The organism is Seonamhaeicola marinus (assembly GCF_008085455.1).
Window position 1 is genome coordinate 134,406 of sequence record NZ_VSDQ01000729.1, and the last position, 21,468, is coordinate 155,873.

General features: G+C 33.4%; 17 protein-coding genes and 1 riboswitch. Of the genes, 7 read left to right on the forward strand and 10 right to left on the reverse strand.

The genetic code is table 11. The features are described 5' to 3' along the window. Window positions 1-9 precede the first annotated feature (9 nt). The 7 genes from FUA24_RS21585 to FUA24_RS21615 all read right to left on the reverse strand — a co-directional run bounded on the left by FUA24_RS21585 (window position 10) and on the right by FUA24_RS21615 (window position 12,438). On the reverse strand, window positions 10-2,241 hold the full coding sequence (locus FUA24_RS21585) for a hypothetical protein (RefSeq protein WP_148545157.1): 2,232 nt from the start codon (window positions 2,239-2,241) through the stop codon (window positions 10-12). 161 nt (window positions 2,242-2,402) lie between these two features. Then, on the reverse strand, window positions 2,403-3,701 hold the full coding sequence (locus tag FUA24_RS21590; RefSeq protein WP_148545158.1) for a BamA/TamA family outer membrane protein: 1,299 nt from the start codon (window positions 3,699-3,701) through the stop codon (window positions 2,403-2,405). A gap of 67 nt (window positions 3,702-3,768) precedes the next feature. Further along, window positions 3,769-4,566: a PhzF family phenazine biosynthesis protein gene (locus tag FUA24_RS21595; protein ID WP_148545159.1), complete on the reverse strand. Its 798-nt coding sequence runs from the start codon at window positions 4,564-4,566 to the stop codon at window positions 3,769-3,771. 4 nt (window positions 4,567-4,570) lie between these two features. Beyond that, the gene (locus FUA24_RS21600) at window positions 4,571-5,743 is read right to left on the reverse strand and encodes a trans-sulfuration enzyme family protein (RefSeq protein ID WP_148545160.1); all 1,173 of its coding nucleotides are present in this window, start codon (window positions 5,741-5,743) and stop codon (window positions 4,571-4,573) included. Between the two features lie 86 nt (window positions 5,744-5,829). Next, on the reverse strand, window positions 5,830-9,228 hold the full coding sequence (thrA, locus tag FUA24_RS21605; RefSeq protein WP_148545161.1) for a bifunctional aspartate kinase/homoserine dehydrogenase I: 3,399 nt from the start codon (window positions 9,226-9,228) through the stop codon (window positions 5,830-5,832). 55 nt (window positions 9,229-9,283) lie between these two features. After that, window positions 9,284-10,561, reverse strand: coding sequence for an O-acetylhomoserine aminocarboxypropyltransferase/cysteine synthase family protein (locus FUA24_RS21610; RefSeq protein ID WP_148545162.1), 1,278 nt, complete (start codon window positions 10,559-10,561; stop codon window positions 9,284-9,286). Window positions 10,562-10,681: 120 nt separating this feature from the next. After that, window positions 10,682-10,808, reverse strand: a riboswitch (SAM riboswitch). A gap of 85 nt (window positions 10,809-10,893) precedes the next feature. Continuing rightward, the gene (locus FUA24_RS21615; RefSeq protein ID WP_148545163.1) at window positions 10,894-12,438 is read right to left on the reverse strand and encodes a hypothetical protein; all 1,545 of its coding nucleotides are present in this window, start codon (window positions 12,436-12,438) and stop codon (window positions 10,894-10,896) included. A 149-nt stretch (window positions 12,439-12,587) separates the two neighbouring features. Here FUA24_RS21615 and FUA24_RS21620 point away from each other — a divergent pair, with 149 nt between their 5' ends. The 6 genes from FUA24_RS21620 to FUA24_RS21645 all read left to right on the forward strand — a co-directional run bounded on the left by FUA24_RS21620 (window position 12,588) and on the right by FUA24_RS21645 (window position 17,708). Then, the gene (locus FUA24_RS21620; RefSeq protein WP_148545164.1) at window positions 12,588-13,763 is read left to right on the forward strand and encodes a 2-isopropylmalate synthase; all 1,176 of its coding nucleotides are present in this window, start codon (window positions 12,588-12,590) and stop codon (window positions 13,761-13,763) included. An 18-nt stretch (window positions 13,764-13,781) separates the two neighbouring features. Further along, window positions 13,782-14,891: a 3-isopropylmalate dehydrogenase gene (leuB, locus tag FUA24_RS21625; protein ID WP_148545165.1), complete on the forward strand. Its 1,110-nt coding sequence runs from the start codon at window positions 13,782-13,784 to the stop codon at window positions 14,889-14,891. Window positions 14,892-15,022: 131 nt separating this feature from the next. Continuing rightward, window positions 15,023-15,877: a helix-turn-helix domain-containing protein gene (locus FUA24_RS21630; protein WP_148545166.1), complete on the forward strand. Its 855-nt coding sequence runs from the start codon at window positions 15,023-15,025 to the stop codon at window positions 15,875-15,877. Window positions 15,878-15,973: 96 nt separating this feature from the next. Next, entirely contained in the window at window positions 15,974-16,369 is a 396-nt protein-coding gene (locus FUA24_RS21635) for a DUF5367 family protein (RefSeq protein ID WP_148545167.1), read from the forward strand. Next, the gene (locus FUA24_RS21640; RefSeq protein WP_148545168.1) at window positions 16,353-16,856 is read left to right on the forward strand and encodes an anthrone oxygenase family protein; all 504 of its coding nucleotides are present in this window, start codon (window positions 16,353-16,355) and stop codon (window positions 16,854-16,856) included. The genes FUA24_RS21635 and FUA24_RS21640 overlap by 17 nt, the downstream gene beginning before the upstream one ends. Window positions 16,857-16,877: 21 nt before the next feature. Next, a complete protein-coding gene (locus tag FUA24_RS21645; protein ID WP_148545169.1) occupies window positions 16,878-17,708 on the forward strand; it encodes an NmrA family NAD(P)-binding protein in 831 nt (276 codons plus the stop codon). A gap of 60 nt (window positions 17,709-17,768) precedes the next feature. Here FUA24_RS21645 and FUA24_RS21650 read toward each other — a convergent pair whose 3' ends face one another. Next, window positions 17,769-19,295 carry a carboxypeptidase-like regulatory domain-containing protein gene (locus FUA24_RS21650; RefSeq protein WP_148545170.1) on the reverse strand — a complete coding sequence of 509 codons (1,527 nt, stop codon included), beginning with the start codon at window positions 19,293-19,295 and terminating at the stop codon, window positions 17,769-17,771. Between the two features lie 161 nt (window positions 19,296-19,456). Here FUA24_RS21650 and FUA24_RS21655 point away from each other — a divergent pair, with 161 nt between their 5' ends. Continuing rightward, on the forward strand, window positions 19,457-20,911 hold the full coding sequence (locus FUA24_RS21655) for a mannosyltransferase (protein ID WP_148545171.1): 1,455 nt from the start codon (window positions 19,457-19,459) through the stop codon (window positions 20,909-20,911). On the opposite strand, the gene FUA24_RS21660 is transcribed toward FUA24_RS21655, so the two are convergent. Together FUA24_RS21660 and FUA24_RS21665 are read right to left on the reverse strand one after the other, a co-directional pair. Next, window positions 20,898-21,122: a hypothetical protein gene (locus FUA24_RS21660; protein ID WP_148545172.1), complete on the reverse strand. Its 225-nt coding sequence runs from the start codon at window positions 21,120-21,122 to the stop codon at window positions 20,898-20,900. The genes FUA24_RS21655 and FUA24_RS21660 overlap by 14 nt on opposite strands. A gap of 22 nt (window positions 21,123-21,144) precedes the next feature. Further along, the gene (locus FUA24_RS21665; RefSeq protein ID WP_187388361.1) at window positions 21,145-21,426 is read right to left on the reverse strand and encodes a hypothetical protein; all 282 of its coding nucleotides are present in this window, start codon (window positions 21,424-21,426) and stop codon (window positions 21,145-21,147) included. Between the last annotated feature and the right edge of the window lie 42 nt (window positions 21,427-21,468).

Below are 21,468 nucleotides of genomic sequence, written 5' to 3' on the forward strand. Positions count from 1 at the left end.
CAAACAATTTTAATTATGCTTATTAACTCTTATCCTAAAAGCTTCATGACCTAGCCCCCCATCAGCTCCAACTGCTTCTATAACACCAAGAAACTCAGAATTGGTATCGGAACAATAAAACTCTACAATTACTTCTCCGTTTTGATCTGTTACAAGGTTTGGCGCCCACAACAATGTATTTCTTTTATCTGGGAATGGATCATTTACAGTTACCTCATCATAAGTCATATTAAAAAACTGTCGCTTTCCATAAAAACTTTTTATTGCAGTTAAGTTATATAGCTCTAAAAGTTCCTCTTGCGTTAATTGTTTTTTATGACCATCAAAAACATTATTGCTTACAAAACCGAAAGAGGGACAGTGGTTTTTACAATTAACAATTCCATTATGACAGACACATGTTTCAATATTGGGTTCTAGTTTTTGCAGACTATCTAGTTGCCCTAATAACTTATCTCGAAATATGGGAGTTTTTCTCTTCTTTATATAAACTTCTTCCAAATTTTGCGTACCATCATAATATTGAAACGGAGTAACTTCTTTAAATAATGACTTTGGAGCACTTTTAAAAGAGTAGACCAACTGCTTTTGTTTTTTATACTTTGTAATAGTATCCGAATCCACTTCAGATACTAGTATTCTATAATCTTTTGTATCGCCTTCACCAAAAGGTTTCAAGTAAACATAACCCCGTTGCCCTATTTTTAAAAATCTACTACTAACTTTAAAACTTTTATCTTCATTAACCTGTATGAAATTAGTATTATTAGTTTGATTTCCAGAAGAAACCACAACAAAATATGGTTTAGGTTCTTTTTCTTTATAGAGGACTTTAAATTTCCCAATTAATGGATCTTCTATAATAGCATTAGTTTTAGGTTGGAGCTTCTCTAAATTCGACTCGGACCACTGGTAACTCCTCCAACCATTTGTAAGCAATAACAAATCTAAATCTCTCTTCCTTGTCTTATTATTTTTATCGAAATAATACTCTGGGTTATAAATGTTTCCCTTTAACTGAGAGCTCAGATAATAATGTGTGAGAATGTTTTTTGATTCCACTTTATTTCTATAAAACTTATCATAAACACTTAACCCCAAGTGAGTCACAACAGGTTGATCGTTGGCATCCTTTATGCTTAGTTTTAACACAACCTTTTCTCTAGTCTTATAACGTTCTTTGCTTAAGTTGGTCTCAATTTTCAAATTCTTATCTAGACCTATGTAAATTAGTCGCTCCGCAATAGGTTTTAAACTACTATTGAACAAAGTTACCTCCGCAACACCATTGGGTACATCTGTTAAAGGAATTTTAATTAAGCTCTCTTTACTTTCAAGAGTCTTAATTAAGATTTTATAGGTTACTCCTCTAACATGAAGTCTTACAAAAACTTTCTCCCCTATTTGCTCTGTAGTTCTTGCTATCTTAAAATTAGCATATTTTGGAGTCTGTGATATAAGATGCAATAGCTTGCCTTCTTTTAAAACCTCGGGAAATTCATACCATGTATCGTTAACTTTTATTTGGTACTTGTTTTCAGTTTTTAGAAAACACTTAAAAGTTCCCATACCCAAATGAGACGTATTGAATGTGTTGATTATACTGTCATTTTCGTATACATACCCAGTAACATTTTCTGGGTACCCCATTAGATCGGTTGCTTTAAATGCTAACTTATTTTCAAAACCTGCAACTAGATGACCACCTTCTGGAAATACGGAAAACTTAATCTTTGAGCTATTAACTTCCTTAGACTCATCTTTTACGAGTTCTTCTTTATTGACCGAAAATATTTTTATTTTCTTTTGCGCACAGAATTCCTCTGTGTTCTTAAAAAAAGAGTACGAAGTATATGCAACTAAGGTGTAGTTGCCACTTTCTAACTTTTCATCAAGATATACATGACCATCAACAAAACCGTGTTCGATTTCATACTTCTCTTCCCATACCACCTCTTCTGTTTTATCATTTAGTAGCTGAAGATAAAATAAGTTACTTCTCAAAGAAGGCACATGAAATTGAGCATCTAAAACATAACCTTTAAACCATAAGTCTTCTTGAGACATATATATGTCCTTATTGGTCTGAATATAAATTAAGTCTTCTGCTTTTCTTTTAGAAAGCTCATTAATACGATTGGCAATTAAGTCTGTTTGATTATTTCCATTGGTTTGCGAAAATGTAAAAACGACACAACACAGAAAAAAAAGATAAAAACTTACATTTTTTTTAAAGCACATTCTAGATGAATAAAAACCATCTAAAACTAGTTGAATTTGTGAAACATAGCAATTAAAACTTCTTATATTTTTCTTAACAAGAATAAAAAAAATTCAATTTTAATTAAACCATATTCTTCTTCCAACACGGAATTAGAACATAAAAGTACCTGATAAATCCTCTAAAAAAACTGACCAATACCAAACACAACACCGTTACCTCCGTTTCCTGTTATGTTAACACCATAATCAAAACGCAATACAGCATTGAAAATATATTTATGAATAAAACGTAAGCCTAAACCTGTTTGCACTCTTGTGGTATCTGACGAGAATAGTTCTTTTAGATCAGCATTAGGTCTTTGCACACCACTAACGTCTACAAAACTATTGCTTTGCAACACAAACCACTTCTTCTCTATTAAAGTGTATCTGTATTCCGAATTGATTGCAGCTATTGCAACACCTCTATCAATTATATTACCAGCACCCCTTATGTTTAATTGATTATCTATTGTTAAGGGAGCAAAAACACTCTTATTAATCGGATTACTTATCTGCAACTGTAATTGCGTTGCCAAATTACCCTTATCTCCAATTCGTTTAAAATATTGGGTTGTATTATTGAGCATATAATCTGTTTGTAATAAATCATTACTATTTGTAAAAATGCTTGCTTCAAAAAGGTTTCTAAAGCCAGATACATTCTGATACTCAATATCTAAATCTACGTATTCATAAGAGCCTCTATATGCCGTTCTAGAAATTGATGGTTCAGGAATATTAACTATATCTTCATTATTCGTATTTATGAACATATACTCTTCTTTAGAGGCTTTTACCCCAAGTTCAAATCGGTTATGAAAGTTTAGCTCATAAAATAGTGTAACTTCTGGCCCTTTTGTAGTGTAGATAAAGTCATTAGAATTTTCAACGTCATCAGGGTTAAAAAAAATAGGTTGTTGCGAACTATCATCAATATAATTTACTCCTAAACCTAATTTATTTGTTAACAGGTAAGGGTGTTCCAGAAAAACACCAAAGCCATTGAATACTTCTTTTTTATAAAATCCTCCAAAAATGATGTTTCTACCCAAGCCATTAAATTCAAATGCCGAAAATCGATATGAAAAACTATCGTCACTAGCTTGTCCTATTCTAAGCCCGGGAATAATACTAAAATTTTCTTCTATTATGTAAGTTACGTTATAACCTGAGGTTCCATTGGGCTCTACCTTATAATCAGCATAGGCAATTCCATCTAGCCGTTTAAAACGTTCTATATCGGTTATAATAGTTAAGCTATCTGTCTCCAGACCAGGTTTAACTTTAGCTATTCTTGATAAAAAATGTGATTTAGTTTTCTTTAAACCCTCAAAGTTTAAACTCTCAACACTAAACGAATTGGTTTGAGCAAATACCTGAAAAGTAAAAAGAGTTATTAATAAAGCGCATATGCCCTTTATGATTTCTCTTCTCATAATCTTTTTTGCTCATAACAGTCGGTATTACTTCAAAAAAATTACCATTAAGAAGAATTTCATTAAGTTAATGCGTTACCCATTCAATTAAAACCTCACTCATTACAACACAATCCCCTCTTAAAAGCACTCTATCATTTTCAATAACCTTACATTCTACAATCCCTCCTCTTTTTGAAGCTTGGTAACCAATCACTTTATTCTTTTCCAATTTATAGCTCCAATAATCAGCTAAATAACAGTGTGCAGAGCCTGTTACCGGATCTTCATTAATTCCTGCTGCTGGTGCAAAAAAACGCGATACGAAATCGTAATTATTATCGGTCGATTTTGATGTAACAATAAACTTAACTTTATCATGTTCTAATAACTTACTAAAATTAGGTTTTAGATTGCGCACTTGTTCTTCAGTTTCAAACTCCAATAAATACCAATCCTTGTGTTCGGAAATAGCAATTGGTGCTTGCCCCAGCACCTCTTCAATTAAACCATCTTTAGCACTTACGAGTGTCATTTTCCCAATTGGAAAATTCATCTCTAGTAAATCACCTACTTTACGTACTGTTAAAACCCCGCTCTTTGTGTTGAATTCTAAAAGCTCTTTTTTAACTTCATATTTTTCAAATAAAATTTTAGCAGTGGCCAATGTTGCATGACCACAAAGGTCTATCTCAACTTCTGGGGTAAACCATCTTAGTTGATATGCGCCATTTTCTAAATACACAAAGGCTGTTTCAGAAAGATTCATTTCCTGAGCTATATCAATATATTCTTTAACAGAAAGCGGATTATCTAACACACAAACTGCTGCTGGGTTCCCTTTAAAAGGTGTATCTGTAAACGAGTCTACTGTAAAAAGTCTCATTGTATTATTTTAATGCTTGTTCAAAATCGGCTATAATATCATCTATATGTTCCAAACCTAAAGAGCAACGTACCATGCCATCTGTAATCCCCACCGCTGCTTTTACCTCTGGTTCTACTTTGGCGTGAGTTGTACTTGCCGGATGTGTTACAATAGTTCTTGTATCTCCTAAATTAGCAGACAATGAACACATTTTTATGTTATCAAAGAAATTACGACCGCCTTCAATACCTCCTTCAACTTCAAAAGCCACAATATTACCACCTAGTCTCATCTGCTTCTTAGCCACTTCATACTTTGGATGCGATTTTAAAAACGGATATTTCACCCACTTTACTTTAGGGTGCTCTTCTAAGTAAGTTGCCAATTTTAGGGCGTTTTCACAATGCCTCTCTGCTCTTACCGCTAGCGTTTCTAGAGATTTTGACAATACCCAAGCGTTAAACGGACTCATTGATGGTCCTGTTAATCTTGAGAATAAGTAAATCTCTCTTATTAGTTCTTTTTTACCAACAGTAATTCCTCCTAGTACGCGCCCTTGCCCATCCATTAACTTAGTAGCCGAATGGATTACCAAATCGGCGCCATGCTTAATTGGGTTTTGTAAATAGGGTGTAGCAAAGCAATTATCTATTACCAATAATAAATTATGCTTTTTACAGAGCGCGCTTAAAAAGTCTAAATCTAGCACATCGACACCTGGATTTGTTGGTGTTTCAGCATAAATAAACTTTGTATTTGATTGAATTAAGGCCTCTATAGTTTCTGGCTCATTAATATTGAAATACGAACTCGAAATATTCCATTTTGGCAAGTACTTGGTAAATAAACCGTGAGTCGCTCCAAATACAGAACTGCATGACACCACATGATCTCCAGAATCTAATAATGTAGCGAAGGTTGAAAATACAGCTGCCATACCACTCGCAAAGGCAAACCCTGCTTCAGCACCTTCCATTTTGCATACCTTTTCAATAAACTCATTGGTATTTGGATTACTGTAACGGCTGTATAAATCGCGTTCCTTTTCTTCAGCAAAAGATGCGCGCATTTCTTCAGCGTCATCAAACACAAAACCTGAGGTTAAGTATAATGGCACAGAATGCTCCGAAAACTGTGTAGTTTCGGATTGTGTACGTATTGCTTCTGTTTCAAAATGTTTATTTTCTTTGCTCATCTTCTTTTTTCTTGAATCTGGTCTAAATTTAGACCTTCTATGTTTCGAGATCCTAAAACAAGTTCAGGATAGCATTTATTTTTTTATTAATTAACATGTTTAGACAACCTCAAAATATCTCCAAACACACCTCTAGCTGTAACCTCAGCACCCGCCCCTGCGCCTTGAATGACTATGGGTTGTTCGCCGTAACTTTCGGTAAATATTTCAAAAATAGCATCACTACCTTTTACATGACCTAAGGTACTATCTTCTGGTATTGACACTAACTTTACTTCTAAATTCCCTTTATCTTGAGATAAATCTCCCGATAAATCACCTACATATCTTAGTACATGACCTTCTTCCTGATTGTCCTTTATTTGTTGATATTGCTCATCTAAAACCTCTAACTGACTTAAGAACTCTTGCACCGAAATATCTCTGTAAGCTTCTGGAATTAAATTCAGCACTTCTACATCTTCAAATTCATTTTGCAAATCCAACTCTCTAGCTAAAATTAACAACTTTCTAGCAACATCATTACCTGAAAAATCTTCACGTGGGTCTGGTTCAGTAAAACCTTTATCTATTGTTTCCTGAATGATTTCACTAAACGGTTTGTCTTCTACAGAAAAATTATTGAACAAATAACTTAACGTCCCTGAAAACACACCTCTAATTCTTGTAATATTTTCACCCGATTCGTGCAATAATTTAATCGTATCAATTAACGGTAGACCTGCACCAACGGTTGTTTCATATAAATATTCTTTGTTATTTAACTCTAGTTGTTCTCTTAATTCTTTATAAAACGAATGTGAAATGGTATTGGCTATTTTGTTAGAGGATACTAAATCAAATCCGGCTTCAACCAAAGGAATATAATTTTTATAAAACTCTGAGCTTGCGGTATTATCTACAGCAATTAAGTTTTCTAAATGATGGTTCTTGGCATATGTAATGATATCATTAATTGAGCTTTCTAAATTACTTGAAGCAATGGCATTCTCCCAATTGGTATTAGCCCCATTTTTATCAAGTATTAATTTAGTAGAATTAGCGATAGCGAAAACATTTAAATTAATTCCCTTACGCCTTTCAATCTCATCTTTAGACTTTAAAATTTGATTTATTAGGGCACCGCCAACACCTCCGTGACCAAAAATAGCGATGTTTATCTTTTTAGAAATTCCGAAGACTTCACCATGAATTACATTCAACGCTTTATGCAGTTGTGGTTTTTTAACCACTAAACTCACATTCTTACCAGTAACTGTATTATTGAACAATAATGGTGTAATTTGATTTCTTATTAACGCGTTAAACGGTTTGTGAAATGAGCTCAGCTCTATACCTACAATAGAAATTACTGCTACATCGTCATCTACATCAATTTTATTTACGTCTTGAGAATAGAAATCTGTTTCAAACTCACGCTCTAGTGCAATAACAGCTTGAGTAGCTTGATCTGCATCTATAATTAATCCAATTCCTCTTTCAGAAGAGCCTTGAGACACAATACTAACACTAATGCCATAACTACTTAATGCTCCAAAAATCCTTGCATCTACACCTATTTTACCTAATAGTCCGCGACCTTCTAAATTTAAAAGCGCCACATTATCTAGTACAGATAAAGATGTAACTTCTTTAACACTTGGCTTAGCCGTAATTAAAGTACCTTCATCATCGGAATTAAACGTATTTAGAATTCTCAAGTTGATATTCTTTTCAACTAACGGAATAATCGTTTTGGCATGTAAAACTGAGGTACCAAAATTTGCCAACTCATTAGCTTCACTAAAAGACAATTCTCTAATTTGTTTGGCATCTGGAACCAAGTTGGGATCCGCTGTATAAATACCGCTTACATGCGTATAGTTTTGCAACTCTTCAGCATCCAAGTAATTGGCTAAAAGTGCTGCTGTATAGTTGCTACCGTTTCTTCCTAAGGTAGTGGTTTCGTTCTTTAAATTAGAAGCAATAAAACCAGTAACAACATTAACCACATTTTTATTAGAATTGAAGTACTCCTTAATATTTTCCTTAGAAAGTTTGGATAATGGTTGCGCATTACCAAAAGATTCATCGGTTTTTATTAACTCCCTTGAATCAGTGGCTTTCGCTTCAATGCCACGTTCATTTAACAAGTTAGTAATAAGCTTAACCGAAAGTAATTCACCTTGAGCCAAAATAGTATCCTTCGTCTTTTTACTAAAATCCCTTAGCAAACTTACACCCTCAAATAGTTTATCTAGAGTTGAAAACTCTTTAGAAAAATCTATTGTTTTTGAAGGTTCAGATTGATAACTTTTAAAAGCTTCTAATTCCTCTTTATAATCCTCACCTTTGATAGCCTTATCTAAAAGATGCTCCAGCTCGTCTGTTGCAGCCCCCCTTGCAGAAACCACCACCGAAATACGTTCGCCATCATTTATCTTATTCTCTATAATTGAAAGTACTGTTTCTAAGCCTTTTCCGTTAGCTAAAGATTTACCTCCAAATTTCAATATTTTCATTCTTCTCCTTTTAGAATTTGGCACAAAAATGCCTTCAATAATTTTTTCCAGTTGTTCGTATTCCATTAAAAACGCGTCATGACCATGCACTGAGTGAATTTCACTATACGTTACATTTGGATGCGTTAACGCCAACTGTTTATGCGTTTCTCTGTTTTCTTCCGCAGTAAAAAACAAATCTGAATCTACTCCAACTATATGAATATTCGCTTTAATATTATCAAGCACATTAAAATCTTCTTCTCTGCCTTTAGTAACATCTATAGTCTTTAGCAGTTGATTCATGAGTTTATAAGCCGACAATTGAAAACGTTCCTGAAGTTTCTTTCCATGATGCAATAACCAACTTTCCACATTAAAGATTTCTAAATCTTCATTTTTTGTACGTTGAAAACGCTCCTTAAAAGACTCAGGTGTTCTATAACATAGCATGGCATGCATTCTAGCATCGTGCACTGGATTTTTAGAATTTATTAAAAATTGCTCTTGTATTTGGCAGTTGGCAATTAACCAATCTGTAGATTTCCAATCTGTAGCCACTACCACCAAGTTTTCTGCAAAATCTGGTTGCAACACTGCCATTTCCCAAGCAATTCCTCCTCCTAAAGAACCTCCAATACATGCAAAGACTTTACCCGTTTCTAATATCTTAAGACCTTCTAAAAATAGTTTTGCCACATCACGAGCAACAAAATCTTTATAGTTATCTATAACAAAACCATCAAATCCGTTTCCAGGAATATTAAATGCTAGAACAGAATACAACTTGGTATCTATAACTTTGTTATCACCTATTAAATCTTGCCACCAGCCATTTTTTCCTGCTACATTACTATTTCCTGTTAATGCGTGATTAACAAGCACTATTGGTGCTGTACCTAAAGCTTGCCCAAACACCTGATAGCTTAATTGTATTTCAGGATTTGTTACACCGCTTTCTGTAGTGTAATTATTGATTGTTATATGTTGTAAATTCTGTTCCATATTGAGGTCTCCCCTAACCCCTCCAAAGGAGGGGAATTCTACTCTTGTATTTTATTTATTTTATCTTAGCAAATGCCTGTTTTAAATCTGCTTTTAGGTCTTCAACATCTTCTATACCTACAGATAATCTAATTAAATCTGGAGTTACACCCGCAGATGCTTGTTGAGCTTCATCTAGCTGTTGATGTGTTGTACTTGATGGGTGAATAATTAATGATTTTGTATCGCCAATATTCGCTAATAATGAGAATATTGTGGTCTCATCTGCAATAGTTTTAGCTGCTTCAAAACCAGCCTTAGCACCAAAAGTTACAATTCCACTTTGTCCTTTTGGCAAATATTTTTTGGCTAAAGCATTGTATTTACTACTTTCTAAACCTGGATAGTTAACCCAAGCCACTTCTGGTTGTGCTTCTAACCATTTTGCCAATTCTAAGGCATTTTCACTATGTTGTTTAATTCTAACAGGTAAGGTTTCTAAACCTTGCAAAATGTTAAAGGCATTCGTAGGACTTATAGCCCCACCAAAATCACGTAAGCCCTCTAGAATTAATTTGAAAGTATAGGAAGCTGCGCCTAAAGTTTCATGATACTTTAATCCGTGATAACCAGCAGAAGGTTCTGTAAATTCAGGGAATTTTCCATTAGCCCAATCAAATGTTCCTGCATCAATAATTGCTCCTCCAAGAGAAGTTCCTTGTCCGCCAATATATTTTGTTAATGAATGAATAACAATGTTAGCTCCATGTTTAATGGGGTTTAATAATGCAGGTGTGGCTACTGTATTATCAACTATAAAAGGCACTTCTGCTTTTTTAGACGCTTCTGCAATGGCTTCTAAGTCTAATACATCCAATTTTGGATTCCCTAAAGACTCCACAAAGAATGCCCTAGTATTATCTTGAACGGCATTGGTAAAGTTTTCAGGATTAGAAGCATCTACAAAGGTAGTAGTAATTCCTAATCTTGGTAATGTTACATTAAGTAAGTTATAGGTACCACCATATAAACTACTAGATGCCACAATATGGTCTCCAGCTTTTAAAAGTGTTAGCAATCCAGTTGAGATTGCTGCAGTACCCGAAGCAAAAACCACTGCTCCAATACCTCCCTCAACGGCAGCCAATCGCTCTTGCAAAATTTGATTAGTTGGGTTATTTAATCTTGTGTAAATAAATCCTAACTCTTGCAAAGAGAATAAATTGGCAGCATGTTCAGAATCATTGAACACATAAGATGTTGTTTGATAAATTGGAACCGCTCTTGTTCCTCCTGTTGCTGTTACGTCATGCCCTGCATGTAATGCGTTTGTTGCTAATTTTTGATCGCTCATTTTTCTAATTTTTTCTTTGAGTTAATAAACTAAACCAAAAGCCAAAAATGTGTTATTACTAACATACGTATATATAGAAAAATGCTAAAAAGAAATCAAAATTACGGAATGTAATTTGTTACGTTATCTATCCAAACGCCCGATAAATGAATCGATTGTTTAAGTAGAATTTAGCACCTTCTTTAATAAGTTTAAAGGGTTGCTAAGGCTTCACCGGGTCTAATCCCTCCACCTTTCTTGATAACATTTCAATATGTGTATTGAACTTTTGCTCTGCAAATATTCCAACAGAAAAGTGTAAAATCCAAATTTTTAACGAAAAAAATTAAAGTTTAGGTCAGATTCTTTTGAAATTTATCCCTAATAATATCTCCAATTGGTCTGTTTTCAATCTTAGATTCTAACCAAGAAATGATGTCTAAATACAGGAAAGCTCTGCTTTGATAAGGATCATCTTCAAACTCCTTTAATTTTTGATGAAGTTTGGTAAATTCTCTTTTTACCTCGTGCGGATATATATCACCTAAACCACGTAAGAACTTAATAAATTCCTTCTGAACTTCATACAAATCCTCCATTTTAATCAAGAACTTATAGGTACTTTTAATAAGCGTATCTAGGTTGTAATCTAAACCAGCTTCATAGTGCGCTACCAAATTCAAAATTCTAGAGAAACACAATAAATCTTCTCGCATTTGTAAAGATTTATTACTTATAATTTTCTCTAAAAATTGAATACAACCACGATTATCGCCAGCTCCAAAATACATGCTAGCAATTTTGTAATAGAATACCATTACGTGATGCTCATCAATTCTATTATCATAGTTTTTTAATTGTTCTAAAACCTCATCAATGAGCGGCAAACCTTCATTAAAACTACCTTCTATAAAGTGTAAGTTAAACTTGTTAGTATAAATGTAAAGGAAAGCTAAACCTTCAATATTGTCATCAAGCGGAAACCACTTTTCTTGGGTAATGACCTCTAACTTAGATAAAGTTTCTTTGAATTTATCATACTGTCTTAAATAAAAGAGGGCTTCAAGTAAATAATGATTTCCTCTTAAAAAAAACACAGGGTTTAAAACAATCATATCTTTGTTGTCGTAAAATAAATCCACCCACTTCGAAGCAAATTTATAACAAGACAAAAAATCTACTGTTAAAAAACTATACCATAATTTAGCCTTATACAGCCAAAGCTTTTCTCTAAAACCTAGCTTATTAATATCATAATCTGGTAACCTATCCTGATAATACTTTGTAATTATTTGATGCTCATGATCGTTCTTTACATAACCTGTTTTTAAAAAGAGACCATAAAGCTGAAGTGACAAATTAGACAACTTACTGGCAACAACGTTTTGCTGACTTAACTCTTTTGCCTGTACTGTTAGCTCATCTGCTCTATTACTTAAGCTGCGTGTAATGTATTGTGATTCTATTATTTTTTCAAGCTCAACAATTTCGTAAGCAATGTTTTTTTCCTCATTTGCAATGGCCAAATTCTTTGCTTTATCTAAAATTTTTAAGCTCTGTTTATACAAGCCTTTATGATATAGAATTGTAGCAAAATCTAACTGTTCCCTAATTTGAATTCTAATATCTTGGTGAGACGGATTTAACCTAAGACTAATAAGTATTTGTTTATACAAATGCGCCTTTAGATTTGAGAGTTGTTGCTTCTTTACAATTCCCTTTTTTAAAATGGTAGCCTCGTCGTACTTAGGTAGTTTATCGAGAATATTAAATAAGGTTAAAAATTTTGAATCTTCGTTAACACCTAATCGACCTACGTAAAGTTTAAATTGTCTTTTTTCTGACTTAGACAATGACTTTACCAAAACAAACAAATTATCTTTTTGCTCTCTTGTCATAGTTACAAAAACAAATTCAAAATACTGAAATACAGATAATTAACCACAATCAACTGTAGTTAAACATCGTAAAAAAAGTAATTGAAGTAGTTAGTTTTACGAAACCAAAATATACATTCGTAAAAGAATAAGAAAATATATTTGAATAAATGTCTGATAATAAGGTACAAATTTTTGACACTACGCTAAGGGATGGTGAGCAAGTTCCAGGATGCAAATTAAATACTGAACAAAAATTAGTTATTGCAGAACAGCTGGATCAATTAGGCGTGGATATAATTGAAGCTGGGTTTCCTGTTTCCAGTCCTGGGGACTTTAAATCGGTTGAAGCCATTTCGAAAATAGTAAAAAATGCAACTGTATGTGGTTTAACGCGTTCGGTTGAAAACGATATAAAAGTAGCGGCTGAGGCATTGCAATATGCTAAAACGCCAAGAATTCATACAGGAATCGGAACATCTGAATCTCACATTAAGTTCAAATTTAAATCTACTCAAGAAGATATTATTGAACGTGCTGTGAAGGCAGTAAGTTATGCAAAATCTTTTGTGGAGGATGTTGAGTTTTATGCTGAAGATGCTGGTAGAACCGATAACGAGTATTTAGCTCGTGTTTGTGAGGCCGTAATTAAAGCTGGTGCAACAGTATTAAATATTCCTGATACTACAGGATATTGTTTGCCACATGAATATGGTGCTAAAATTAAATACTTAAAAGAAAACGTAAAAGGAATTGACAAAGCCATTTTGTCTTGTCATTGCCATAATGATTTAGGTTTAGCTACAGCTAACTCTATAGAAGGTGTAATTAATGGAGCACGCCAGATAGAATGTACCATTAACGGTATTGGGGAACGGGCTGGAAACACTGCTTTAGAAGAAGTAGTAATGGTTTTAAGACAACATCCGTACTTAAATTTAGACACTGGTATAAATTCTAAAATGCTTTATGGTATTAGTCAATTAGTATCAGATAGCATGGGTATATACACGCAACCTAATAAGGCTATCGTAGGCGCTAATGCTTTTGCTCATAGTTCGGGAATTCACCAAGATGGTGTAATTAAAAATCGTGAAACATACGAGATAATAGACCCGAAAGATGTTGGTGTTACTGAGTCTGCCATTGTTTTAACTGCAAGAAGCGGTAGAGCTGCATTAGCTTACAGAGCAAAAATTGTAGGGTATGAATTAACTAAACTTCAATTAGATGAAGTGTATACCAAGTTCTTAGAATTTGCTGATAAGAAAAAGGAAATTGATGATAATGATATTCATCAAATAGTTGAATCTTCATCTATTTACAACGAAATTAATTCGGCTTAATTCATTATATTTAGAGGGATGAAGTTAAATATAGCTGTTTTACCGGGTGATGGTATAGGACCAGAAGTTACTGCTCAAGCCATAAAGGTTTTGAAAGCTATTGCCATGGAATTTAATCATGTCTTTACTTTTAACACCGCTTTGGTTGGTGCTGCGGCTATTGAAAAAACCGGACTACCTCTACCTGAAGAAACTGTTAGCATTTGCGAAAACGCAGATGCTATTTTATTTGGTGCTATTGGTAACCCAAAATATGATGACCCTACAACGGAAATAAGACCAGAACAAGGACTATTAGGCCTAAGGAAGACCTTTGGTTTACATACCAATATAAGACCTGTAATTGCTTATGAAGATTTACTTAATAAATCTTCTCTAAAAATTAAACAGATAAAAGGCACTGATATTCTTATTTATAGAGAATTAACCAGTGGTATTTATTTTGGCGAGAAACATTTTAGCGATGAAGAAGCTTCGGATGTTTGTACGTATAGAAGAAGTGAAATTGAAAAAATCACGCATCAAGCATTTAAAGCAGCCCAGGGCAGAAAAAAGAAATTAACTTTAGTTGACAAAGCCAATGTTTTAGCAAGTTCTAGACTATGGCGCAAGGTCGTTACGGAAATTGCTGAAGAATACCCAGATGTTTCTTTAGAATGCAGATATATTGATAATGCCGCTATGGAACTTATTATCAATCCGAGACAATTCGATGTTATATTAACTGAGAACATGTTTGGAGATATTCTATCTGAAGAAGCAAGTGTTATTGTTGGTTCTATTGGTTTATTAGCTTCTGCTTCTATTGGAGATACTAAAGCTATGTTTGAACCTATTCATGGCGCCTATACGAAAGCTACCAATAAAGGTATTGCAAATCCAATTGCCTCTATTTTATCTGCTGCTATGTTATTAGATCATTTTGGGTTATATGACGAAGCATCTCTTGTACGAGAAGGTGTAGACAAATCATTAAAGCTTCATATTACAACACCAGATTTAAATACTAAATACGACAATATTAGCACCACTAAAGTTGGAGATTTTATTGAGGATTTTATTCATAATCCTGATGAGACCAATCTAAACTTTACAAACATACATTTAGGACAGTCCACAATTATTTAATTATTTGAGTTAGTCACCAATTTACAATTAAACTACAGACGTCCGTATAAAGAGCACTTTTAGAGTGCTCTTTTTTATACCTGTGGTAACGAAAGGAATTTGTAAATTTATAGTCTAATGTTTTACTAGTTTTGACAAGGGATTATATAGACATAAACGACTTTACCATTTTGGTTGAAGAATCAACCGCAATAGCACCTTTAATTGATGCCTGTTCTTTTGAAGAGCCATCTATTGGCGTTGCTTTTTATGGTGCTGGCAATGTTGAAGTTTCTGTTGAATACCCAGAAAATCAAATACCTTATACTCACACAAAAGGTTTAGCCTTATCTTTTTATGCCGATGAACAGGTAAAATTTGTTCATAAAGTTTCTGCAGACAAACCTTTACAGTGTATAGTTATTGTTACAGCACTTAGAAACCTAGACAAACTCCCAAATGAAGAGGGTGAAATATTTTCAAATCTTTTAAATGAATTAGTAAACCCTCGAGATTCTTATGTAGAAGGCCCTAGGTTTTTTATGTCTCCCGAAATGAATACAATAGTAGAACAGGTCTTTAAAAACAAATATCATGGCAAAACTAAAATGATGTTCTTTAGGAGCCAAATGACTGTATTATTATCTCATTTCTTTGGATATTTAGCCTCCTCCACAACTGAGAAACTAAAAGAACCCGAACAGAACAAATTACACCTTGCCAAGGACATTCTTCTTAAAAACATAGACAACCCTCCTTCCTTATCGGAACTATCAAGATTAATTGGGTTAAATAGTTATACGCTTAAAAAAGACTTTAAAAATTTATTTGGCGTACCCGTTTTTAAATACCTTCAAAATCAAAGATTAGAAGTAGCTAATAACTTAATCCGTAATGAAAATGCCACAGTACAAGAGGCCGCATGGCATGTGGGCTATGATAGCTTAAGTTCTTTTTCTAATGCTTTTGCCAAGAAATTTGGGTATAGGCCAAGCCAAATAAAATAACCACTCCTTTTAGAACAAATCATTCTCCTTTTCGAATTAATGAACCCTTTCATTAGGCTCTAGATTTGCATCATATTAATCATTAAATAATGACATATGAAAACAATCAGAGCTATTATAATTGCTGCAGGAGTTTGGATTTTCGGAGTAACAGCCTTCTCCCTTTCCTATTATCTTCCTGTATTGAATAATTTAGACTTACAAGCTAATATAGTATTAGCCCTTGTCTTAATTCCATTGGCAATTTTTGCTACTAAGCTGTATTATAAAAATCCTACTGATTTTTCATCTTACAAAGTAGCCATAATCATGTTTCTAACACTTGCTTGCTTAGATGCCTTGATAACCGTTCCATACTTGATGCAACCCTTGGGGTTAGGCTATTCAGATTTTTTTCTAAATGCTTCCTTTTGGCTAATTGCTCTTGAGTTTTTAACAGTTTCTATACTTACGGGAAATCTAAAAAAAATTCACCATGCAAATATCAATTAATTTACTCATTCTTATTGTCTGTACCTTTTTAACAGGGCTAACTGCTGGCCTATGTTTTACGTGGGCTAATGCTGTAACACCAGGTATAGGCAACTTGAACGACTTGGAATACCTCAAGGCTTTTCAACAAATGAATAGAGTCATCATTAACCCAACTTTTATAATAGTTTTTATGGGGCCATTCGTTTTACACATGGCTAATATATTTCTATTCAAAAATGACCCTAATTCCATTACTTGGTTAATTATTATTGCCGCAATACTCTACATATTAGGTCTTGTTTCGGTAACTGTTTTAGGGAACATTCCTTTAAACGAAATGATAGACAAAGTCAACCTTGACTCTATGTCTTTAGAAAACGTAAGAGCACTTAGGACTTCATTTGAAAACAAATGGAATAGCTTCCATTTAGCGAGAACCATTAGTTCTTGCCTCTCTTTCATATTGCTTTTAATAAGCATTGTATTATACAGTAAACACATTTAATAAATTATTAAGAAAACAATTATGACAACACACAATTATTTAATCATTGGAGGTACTGGTAAAACAGGACGTAAAGTAGTAAACAACCTAAAAGAATTAGGTTTAAACGTTAAAGTAGGATCAAGAAATGCCTCTCCTAAATTTGATTGGCAAGACTCCAATACTTGGTCAGAAGCTTTAGAAAACATAGATAAAGTATACATAACTTTTCAACCAGATTTGGCCGTACCAGGAGCTTTACAAGCCATAGAAAACCTATCTAAATTAGCTAAAGAAAAAGGTGTTAAAAAGCTGGTCATTCTATCTGGTAAAGGAGAAACCGAAGCCGAAGCCTGTGAACAGGTTGTTATGAACTCAGGCATAGATTACACTATAGTTAGAGCGAGCTGGTTTAACCAAAATTTTAGTGAAAGCTTCTTTTTAGACCCAATCTTAAGCGGGCAAGTTAATCTACCTTGTCCTGAGGCAAAAGTACCTTATGTTGACACCTCTGATATTGCAGATGTAGTTACAGAAGCCTTATTGCATGACGAACATAATGGTAAGATTTATGAAATTACAGGACCAAGACTTTTAACATTCGAAGAAGTGATCTCAGAAATTGCAAAAGTTACAAATAGAGACATTCAATTTAATCCTATAAATTTAGAACAATACATTGGTTTTTTAAAAGACAATGATGTTCCTGCAGACTATGTATGGCTTATAGACTATCTATTTTCTAATGTTCTAACCAACCCTAACAATAGTGTGGTTAGCCATGATGTAGAAAAGGTACTTAAGAGAAAAGCCAAAGACTTCTCTGATTATGTTACCGAAACTGCTGCAACTGGTGTTTGGAACGTTAACTAAAGTCTTTGTTTAGTAGATTAACACGTATACAGCTTCTTTATTTAAGAGGCTGTATATGCTTTAATTAGAAGTATTCAAAGGTGTATTCATCCAATACCTGTCTTTTTCTAAGGATTGGGTTATGTTTCCATCTTTTAAAGACTTAAACTTATCAATAAACAGTGTATTGCTATTGTTTTCGGAAAGCAACTCTTGCACAAACAATTCTCTATACTGTTTGTATTTCAGATAAGACAACGCCCCTAGAACACGTCCTTCTTCATTAGTTATATTAGATATATTTACGCTTACTCTTTCTACACTATCATCGGTTATAATTGGGGGTTGTTCTCCATTAAAATCTAACAAAAGTTTTAACTTTTTGTTGTTTAAAGCATCAGTCAACACCTTTTTCACTGGTACCTTTTGGCCATCTATAAAAATATTATAGTTAGATCTTTTATGTATGTTATCATCTTTATAAGGGTGATTAAATGTAATACTCATGGATTCTTTGTAAGGATTATAGGTAGCTTCTACTATTGAGAAATCCTTAGGATCTGGCGCCTTAAACGTATTATTAAATGAGATGTAGTTGAGATACATATGCCCAAATTGTTCAGCATACTCTACTTTAACATTAAATATCTGCTCTTTAGATTTCTTTTTCTTCTCGTAAAGGGTGTATTCCAGTTTATGAATCGCAAATGTATTTCTATTAATAAACAACTGCCCCGTAACTAGATAATAACTGCTAATAACCGGTTTAAGTTTAAAATCTATAACATATAGATTCTCATTATTTATTTGCGTGATTTTAGTTAGATTAAAATTATGGTGTTTTACAAAATGCTTCTTCATTATATACATAAAAGAATAAGAAGGAAAGTCATAATTTCTAATAGCATCGTGTGCCATTAAAATAGTAAGTTCATTTCCTCCGCTAGGGTCTATTCTTGCTTGTGGAATAAACTTCTTGGACCTGTTATCGTAATCAACTAATAATTCTGGAGTTCTTTTAAAATCGTTATTAGTTCTATAATCATGTAAACTAATTTTGGTAGTTGTTCTATCTCCTGTTCCAAAACCTTCATCATGAATTTGAACTATGGCTTCGTTTAAATTCACATAATCGGCATTATCTTTTTGGTAATCTCGATAATAGGCAACATAGCTATAGGCTGTATCGGAATAGTTCTTCGGGATTTCTTTTATGGCTCTCTTTACAATTTGTTTTGCTGATAATCTTTTCTTTTCTGCCTTTACAACGACTTCATCTAAAGCGGAAATAGCTACTTCTAACTTAATAATATTAACCTCATTTTTCTTTAAAGTTAACATATTCACATACCCTGTTTTATAACCGATACAGGTTATTTCTAACCCTTCATAGGTACTTAATGCCGAAGCAGGAATTACAAAACCTCCATTCTCATCTGCAATAACACCCCGTTTAGAGTCTTTCATTAGTACAGTGGCAAAAGCTATTTCCTTCCCTGTTTTTGAGTCAATTATCTTCCCATACACATTTGAACCATCTTGAGCGCATAATTGAAGACCAACTAACGAAAACAGCAAAACAACAATCACTTTAAAGGAAGCTTTCATGAAATTTAAGGATTAAAATAAGACTAAAGATTACCCTCTAAAATTAGATATTTTTTCTCACAATTTAAAGTAAGTTTTAAGCTAAAACACCTACTGTTAAAAGGTAATTTAAGTTTTCGAATTTCGCAGTATAGATTTCCACAAAATGCTATATTTACTTTATGCAATTAAACCTTTCTTTACTAAAGTTAAACAAAACAGCAGCACTATTAACCCTTTTTAGCTGTTTACTATACGGAGTCTTTGCATACCAACTTGAACGTACTGAATATCTAAAACTTGTTTTACTCTATACTATTCTTTTCGGCTTATTTTATTGGCTGATAAAAAAATACAAGAATAACCTAAAATTATTAACCGCAATTGGGTTTATCTTTAGAACAGTTTTCATACTAGCCATCCCTAATTTATCTCAAGATTTTTATCGCTTTATTTGGGATGGGAGCATGATTTTAGAAGGTCTAAACCCGTATCTATATACTGTACAAAGCTTTATAGATGATGGCAATTTGCCAGTCGCTAACGGACAAGAATTATATAATGGTATGGGGGAATTAAATGCTGGTCATTTCACCAACTACCCTCCAATTAATCAACTATGTTTTGTATTAGCGAATTTGTTTCCAGGAGCAGGTATTTTAAGCTCAGTTATTGGACTGCGATTAATTATTATAGCTGCGGATTTTGGAACGCTTTTCTTTGGTAAAAGACTATTACAAAATTTAAACCTACCAAGCCATAATATCTTTTGGTATTTATTGAATCCATTTATAATTATAGAGCTAACAGGCAATCTTCATTTTGAAGGGGTCATGATTTTCTTTTTAGTATGGAGTTTGTATTTGCTGCAAAAAGGCAAATGGCAATGGAGCGCTGTTGTTTTGGCGTTGTCTGTTTCAACGAAATTGGTACCACTTATTTTTTTGCCTTTGTTTTTTAAGTGGTTTGTAAAAAGAAACGTCATTGCGAAGGCAGCGAAGCCATCTATGTCAGATGTAGAGATTGCCTCTTCAAGAGTTCCTCACAATGACAATAATTGGATTCCTTACGTATCGGGAATAACAAAGTTAATTGGGTTTTATGCCATTGTAGGAGTAATAACTATTCTACTTTTTGCCCCATTTTTTTCAACCCAATTCATATCTAACTATGCTGAAACGGTTGGATTATGGTTTCAAAACTTTGAATTTAATGCGAGTTTATATTACATAGCAAGAGCCATTGGCTATACCTTTAGGGGCTATAATGAAATTGCTATTATTGGAAAAGTAACACCTTTAATTGTAATACTATTTGTTCTATTAATAACCTTTTTTAGGAAAAACAACACTTCAAAACAACTTATTACTGCCATGTTGCTGGTGTTAAGTTTTTACTATTTTACATCTACAACGGTACACCCTTGGTATGTTGCCACTTTATTAATTCTTTCAATTTTTACCAACTATAAATTCCCTTTAGTTTGGAGCTTTACTATTATTTTAAGCTATCTAGCATATATGCAAATAGGAAATGCCAATAAGTCCGAAAATCTATTGGTAATTGCGCTAGAATACCTAGTAGTATATGGCGTTTTCTTCTATGAAGTCTTCAAAAAGAAAACTAAACCAGCGTAAGCGAATCTATCCTGTAAGTTACAGCGTCTAAATCATCTACTATTTCGGAATAGGTTAATTTAAAGGTTTGATCTAAAAAAGAGTCATCTTCTTTAAGGTTATACTTGTAGAGTGCTTTAGGGTGAACCTCCTCAAAGGCCAATTCATCTCCATTGTCAAACCAAAATGTAAAAAGTCCATCTTGGTAAGACTTAAAAGTTGCGGTTTTCATTATGTATGTTAGGAATCAAATATTAATCTAAGTTGTTAAAATCACCTTCTGGAGCTGGTGTTGAAGCATCATCGTCCGCATCACCATCTATTCCAAAGTCAAGCATTGCTTGTACTAAACGCTTTCCTACTTTAACTAAATATACAGTGTCTGGGGTTTTTACTTCAACAGCTTCTATAACTTCATTTTTAGCATTTCTAAAAGAAATTATATGGTCATCGCCGTAACCGTCAGGGAATTTTTCAACAAGAAGATTCAAGATATCTTGATTCAATTTTTGGTAATCTACAATTTTACGTATCATTTTATTTTGGTTTGGGGTTAAAACAAATACTAAAAACTTAGT

Coding starts and splice junctions, on each gene's coding strand:
- FUA24_RS21585 (WP_148545157.1), bottom strand. CDS start 2,241: ATGTGCTTTAAAAAAAATGTAAGTTTTTATCTTTTTTTTCTGTGTTGT.
- FUA24_RS21590 (WP_148545158.1), bottom strand. CDS start 3,701: ATGAGAAGAGAAATCATAAAGGGCATATGCGCTTTATTAATAACTCTT.
- FUA24_RS21595 (WP_148545159.1), bottom strand. CDS start 4,566: ATGAGACTTTTTACAGTAGACTCGTTTACAGATACACCTTTTAAAGGG.
- FUA24_RS21600 (WP_148545160.1), bottom strand. CDS start 5,743: ATGAGCAAAGAAAATAAACATTTTGAAACAGAAGCAATACGTACACAA.
- thrA (WP_148545161.1), bottom strand. CDS start 9,228: ATGGAACAGAATTTACAACATATAACAATCAATAATTACACTACAGAA.
- FUA24_RS21610 (WP_148545162.1), bottom strand. CDS start 10,561: ATGAGCGATCAAAAATTAGCAACAAACGCATTACATGCAGGGCATGAC.
- FUA24_RS21615 (WP_148545163.1), bottom strand. CDS start 12,438: ATGACAAGAGAGCAAAAAGATAATTTGTTTGTTTTGGTAAAGTCATTG.
- FUA24_RS21620 (WP_148545164.1), top strand. CDS start 12,588: ATGTCTGATAATAAGGTACAAATTTTTGACACTACGCTAAGGGATGGT.
- leuB (WP_148545165.1), top strand. CDS start 13,782: ATGAAGTTAAATATAGCTGTTTTACCGGGTGATGGTATAGGACCAGAA.
- FUA24_RS21635 (WP_148545167.1), top strand. CDS start 15,974: ATGAAAACAATCAGAGCTATTATAATTGCTGCAGGAGTTTGGATTTTC.
- FUA24_RS21640 (WP_148545168.1), top strand. CDS start 16,353: ATGCAAATATCAATTAATTTACTCATTCTTATTGTCTGTACCTTTTTA.
- FUA24_RS21645 (WP_148545169.1), top strand. CDS start 16,878: ATGACAACACACAATTATTTAATCATTGGAGGTACTGGTAAAACAGGA.
- FUA24_RS21650 (WP_148545170.1), bottom strand. CDS start 19,295: ATGAAAGCTTCCTTTAAAGTGATTGTTGTTTTGCTGTTTTCGTTAGTT.
- FUA24_RS21655 (WP_148545171.1), top strand. CDS start 19,457: ATGCAATTAAACCTTTCTTTACTAAAGTTAAACAAAACAGCAGCACTA.
- FUA24_RS21660 (WP_148545172.1), bottom strand. CDS start 21,122: ATGAAAACCGCAACTTTTAAGTCTTACCAAGATGGACTTTTTACATTT.
- FUA24_RS21665 (WP_187388361.1), bottom strand. CDS start 21,426: ATGATACGTAAAATTGTAGATTACCAAAAATTGAATCAAGATATCTTG.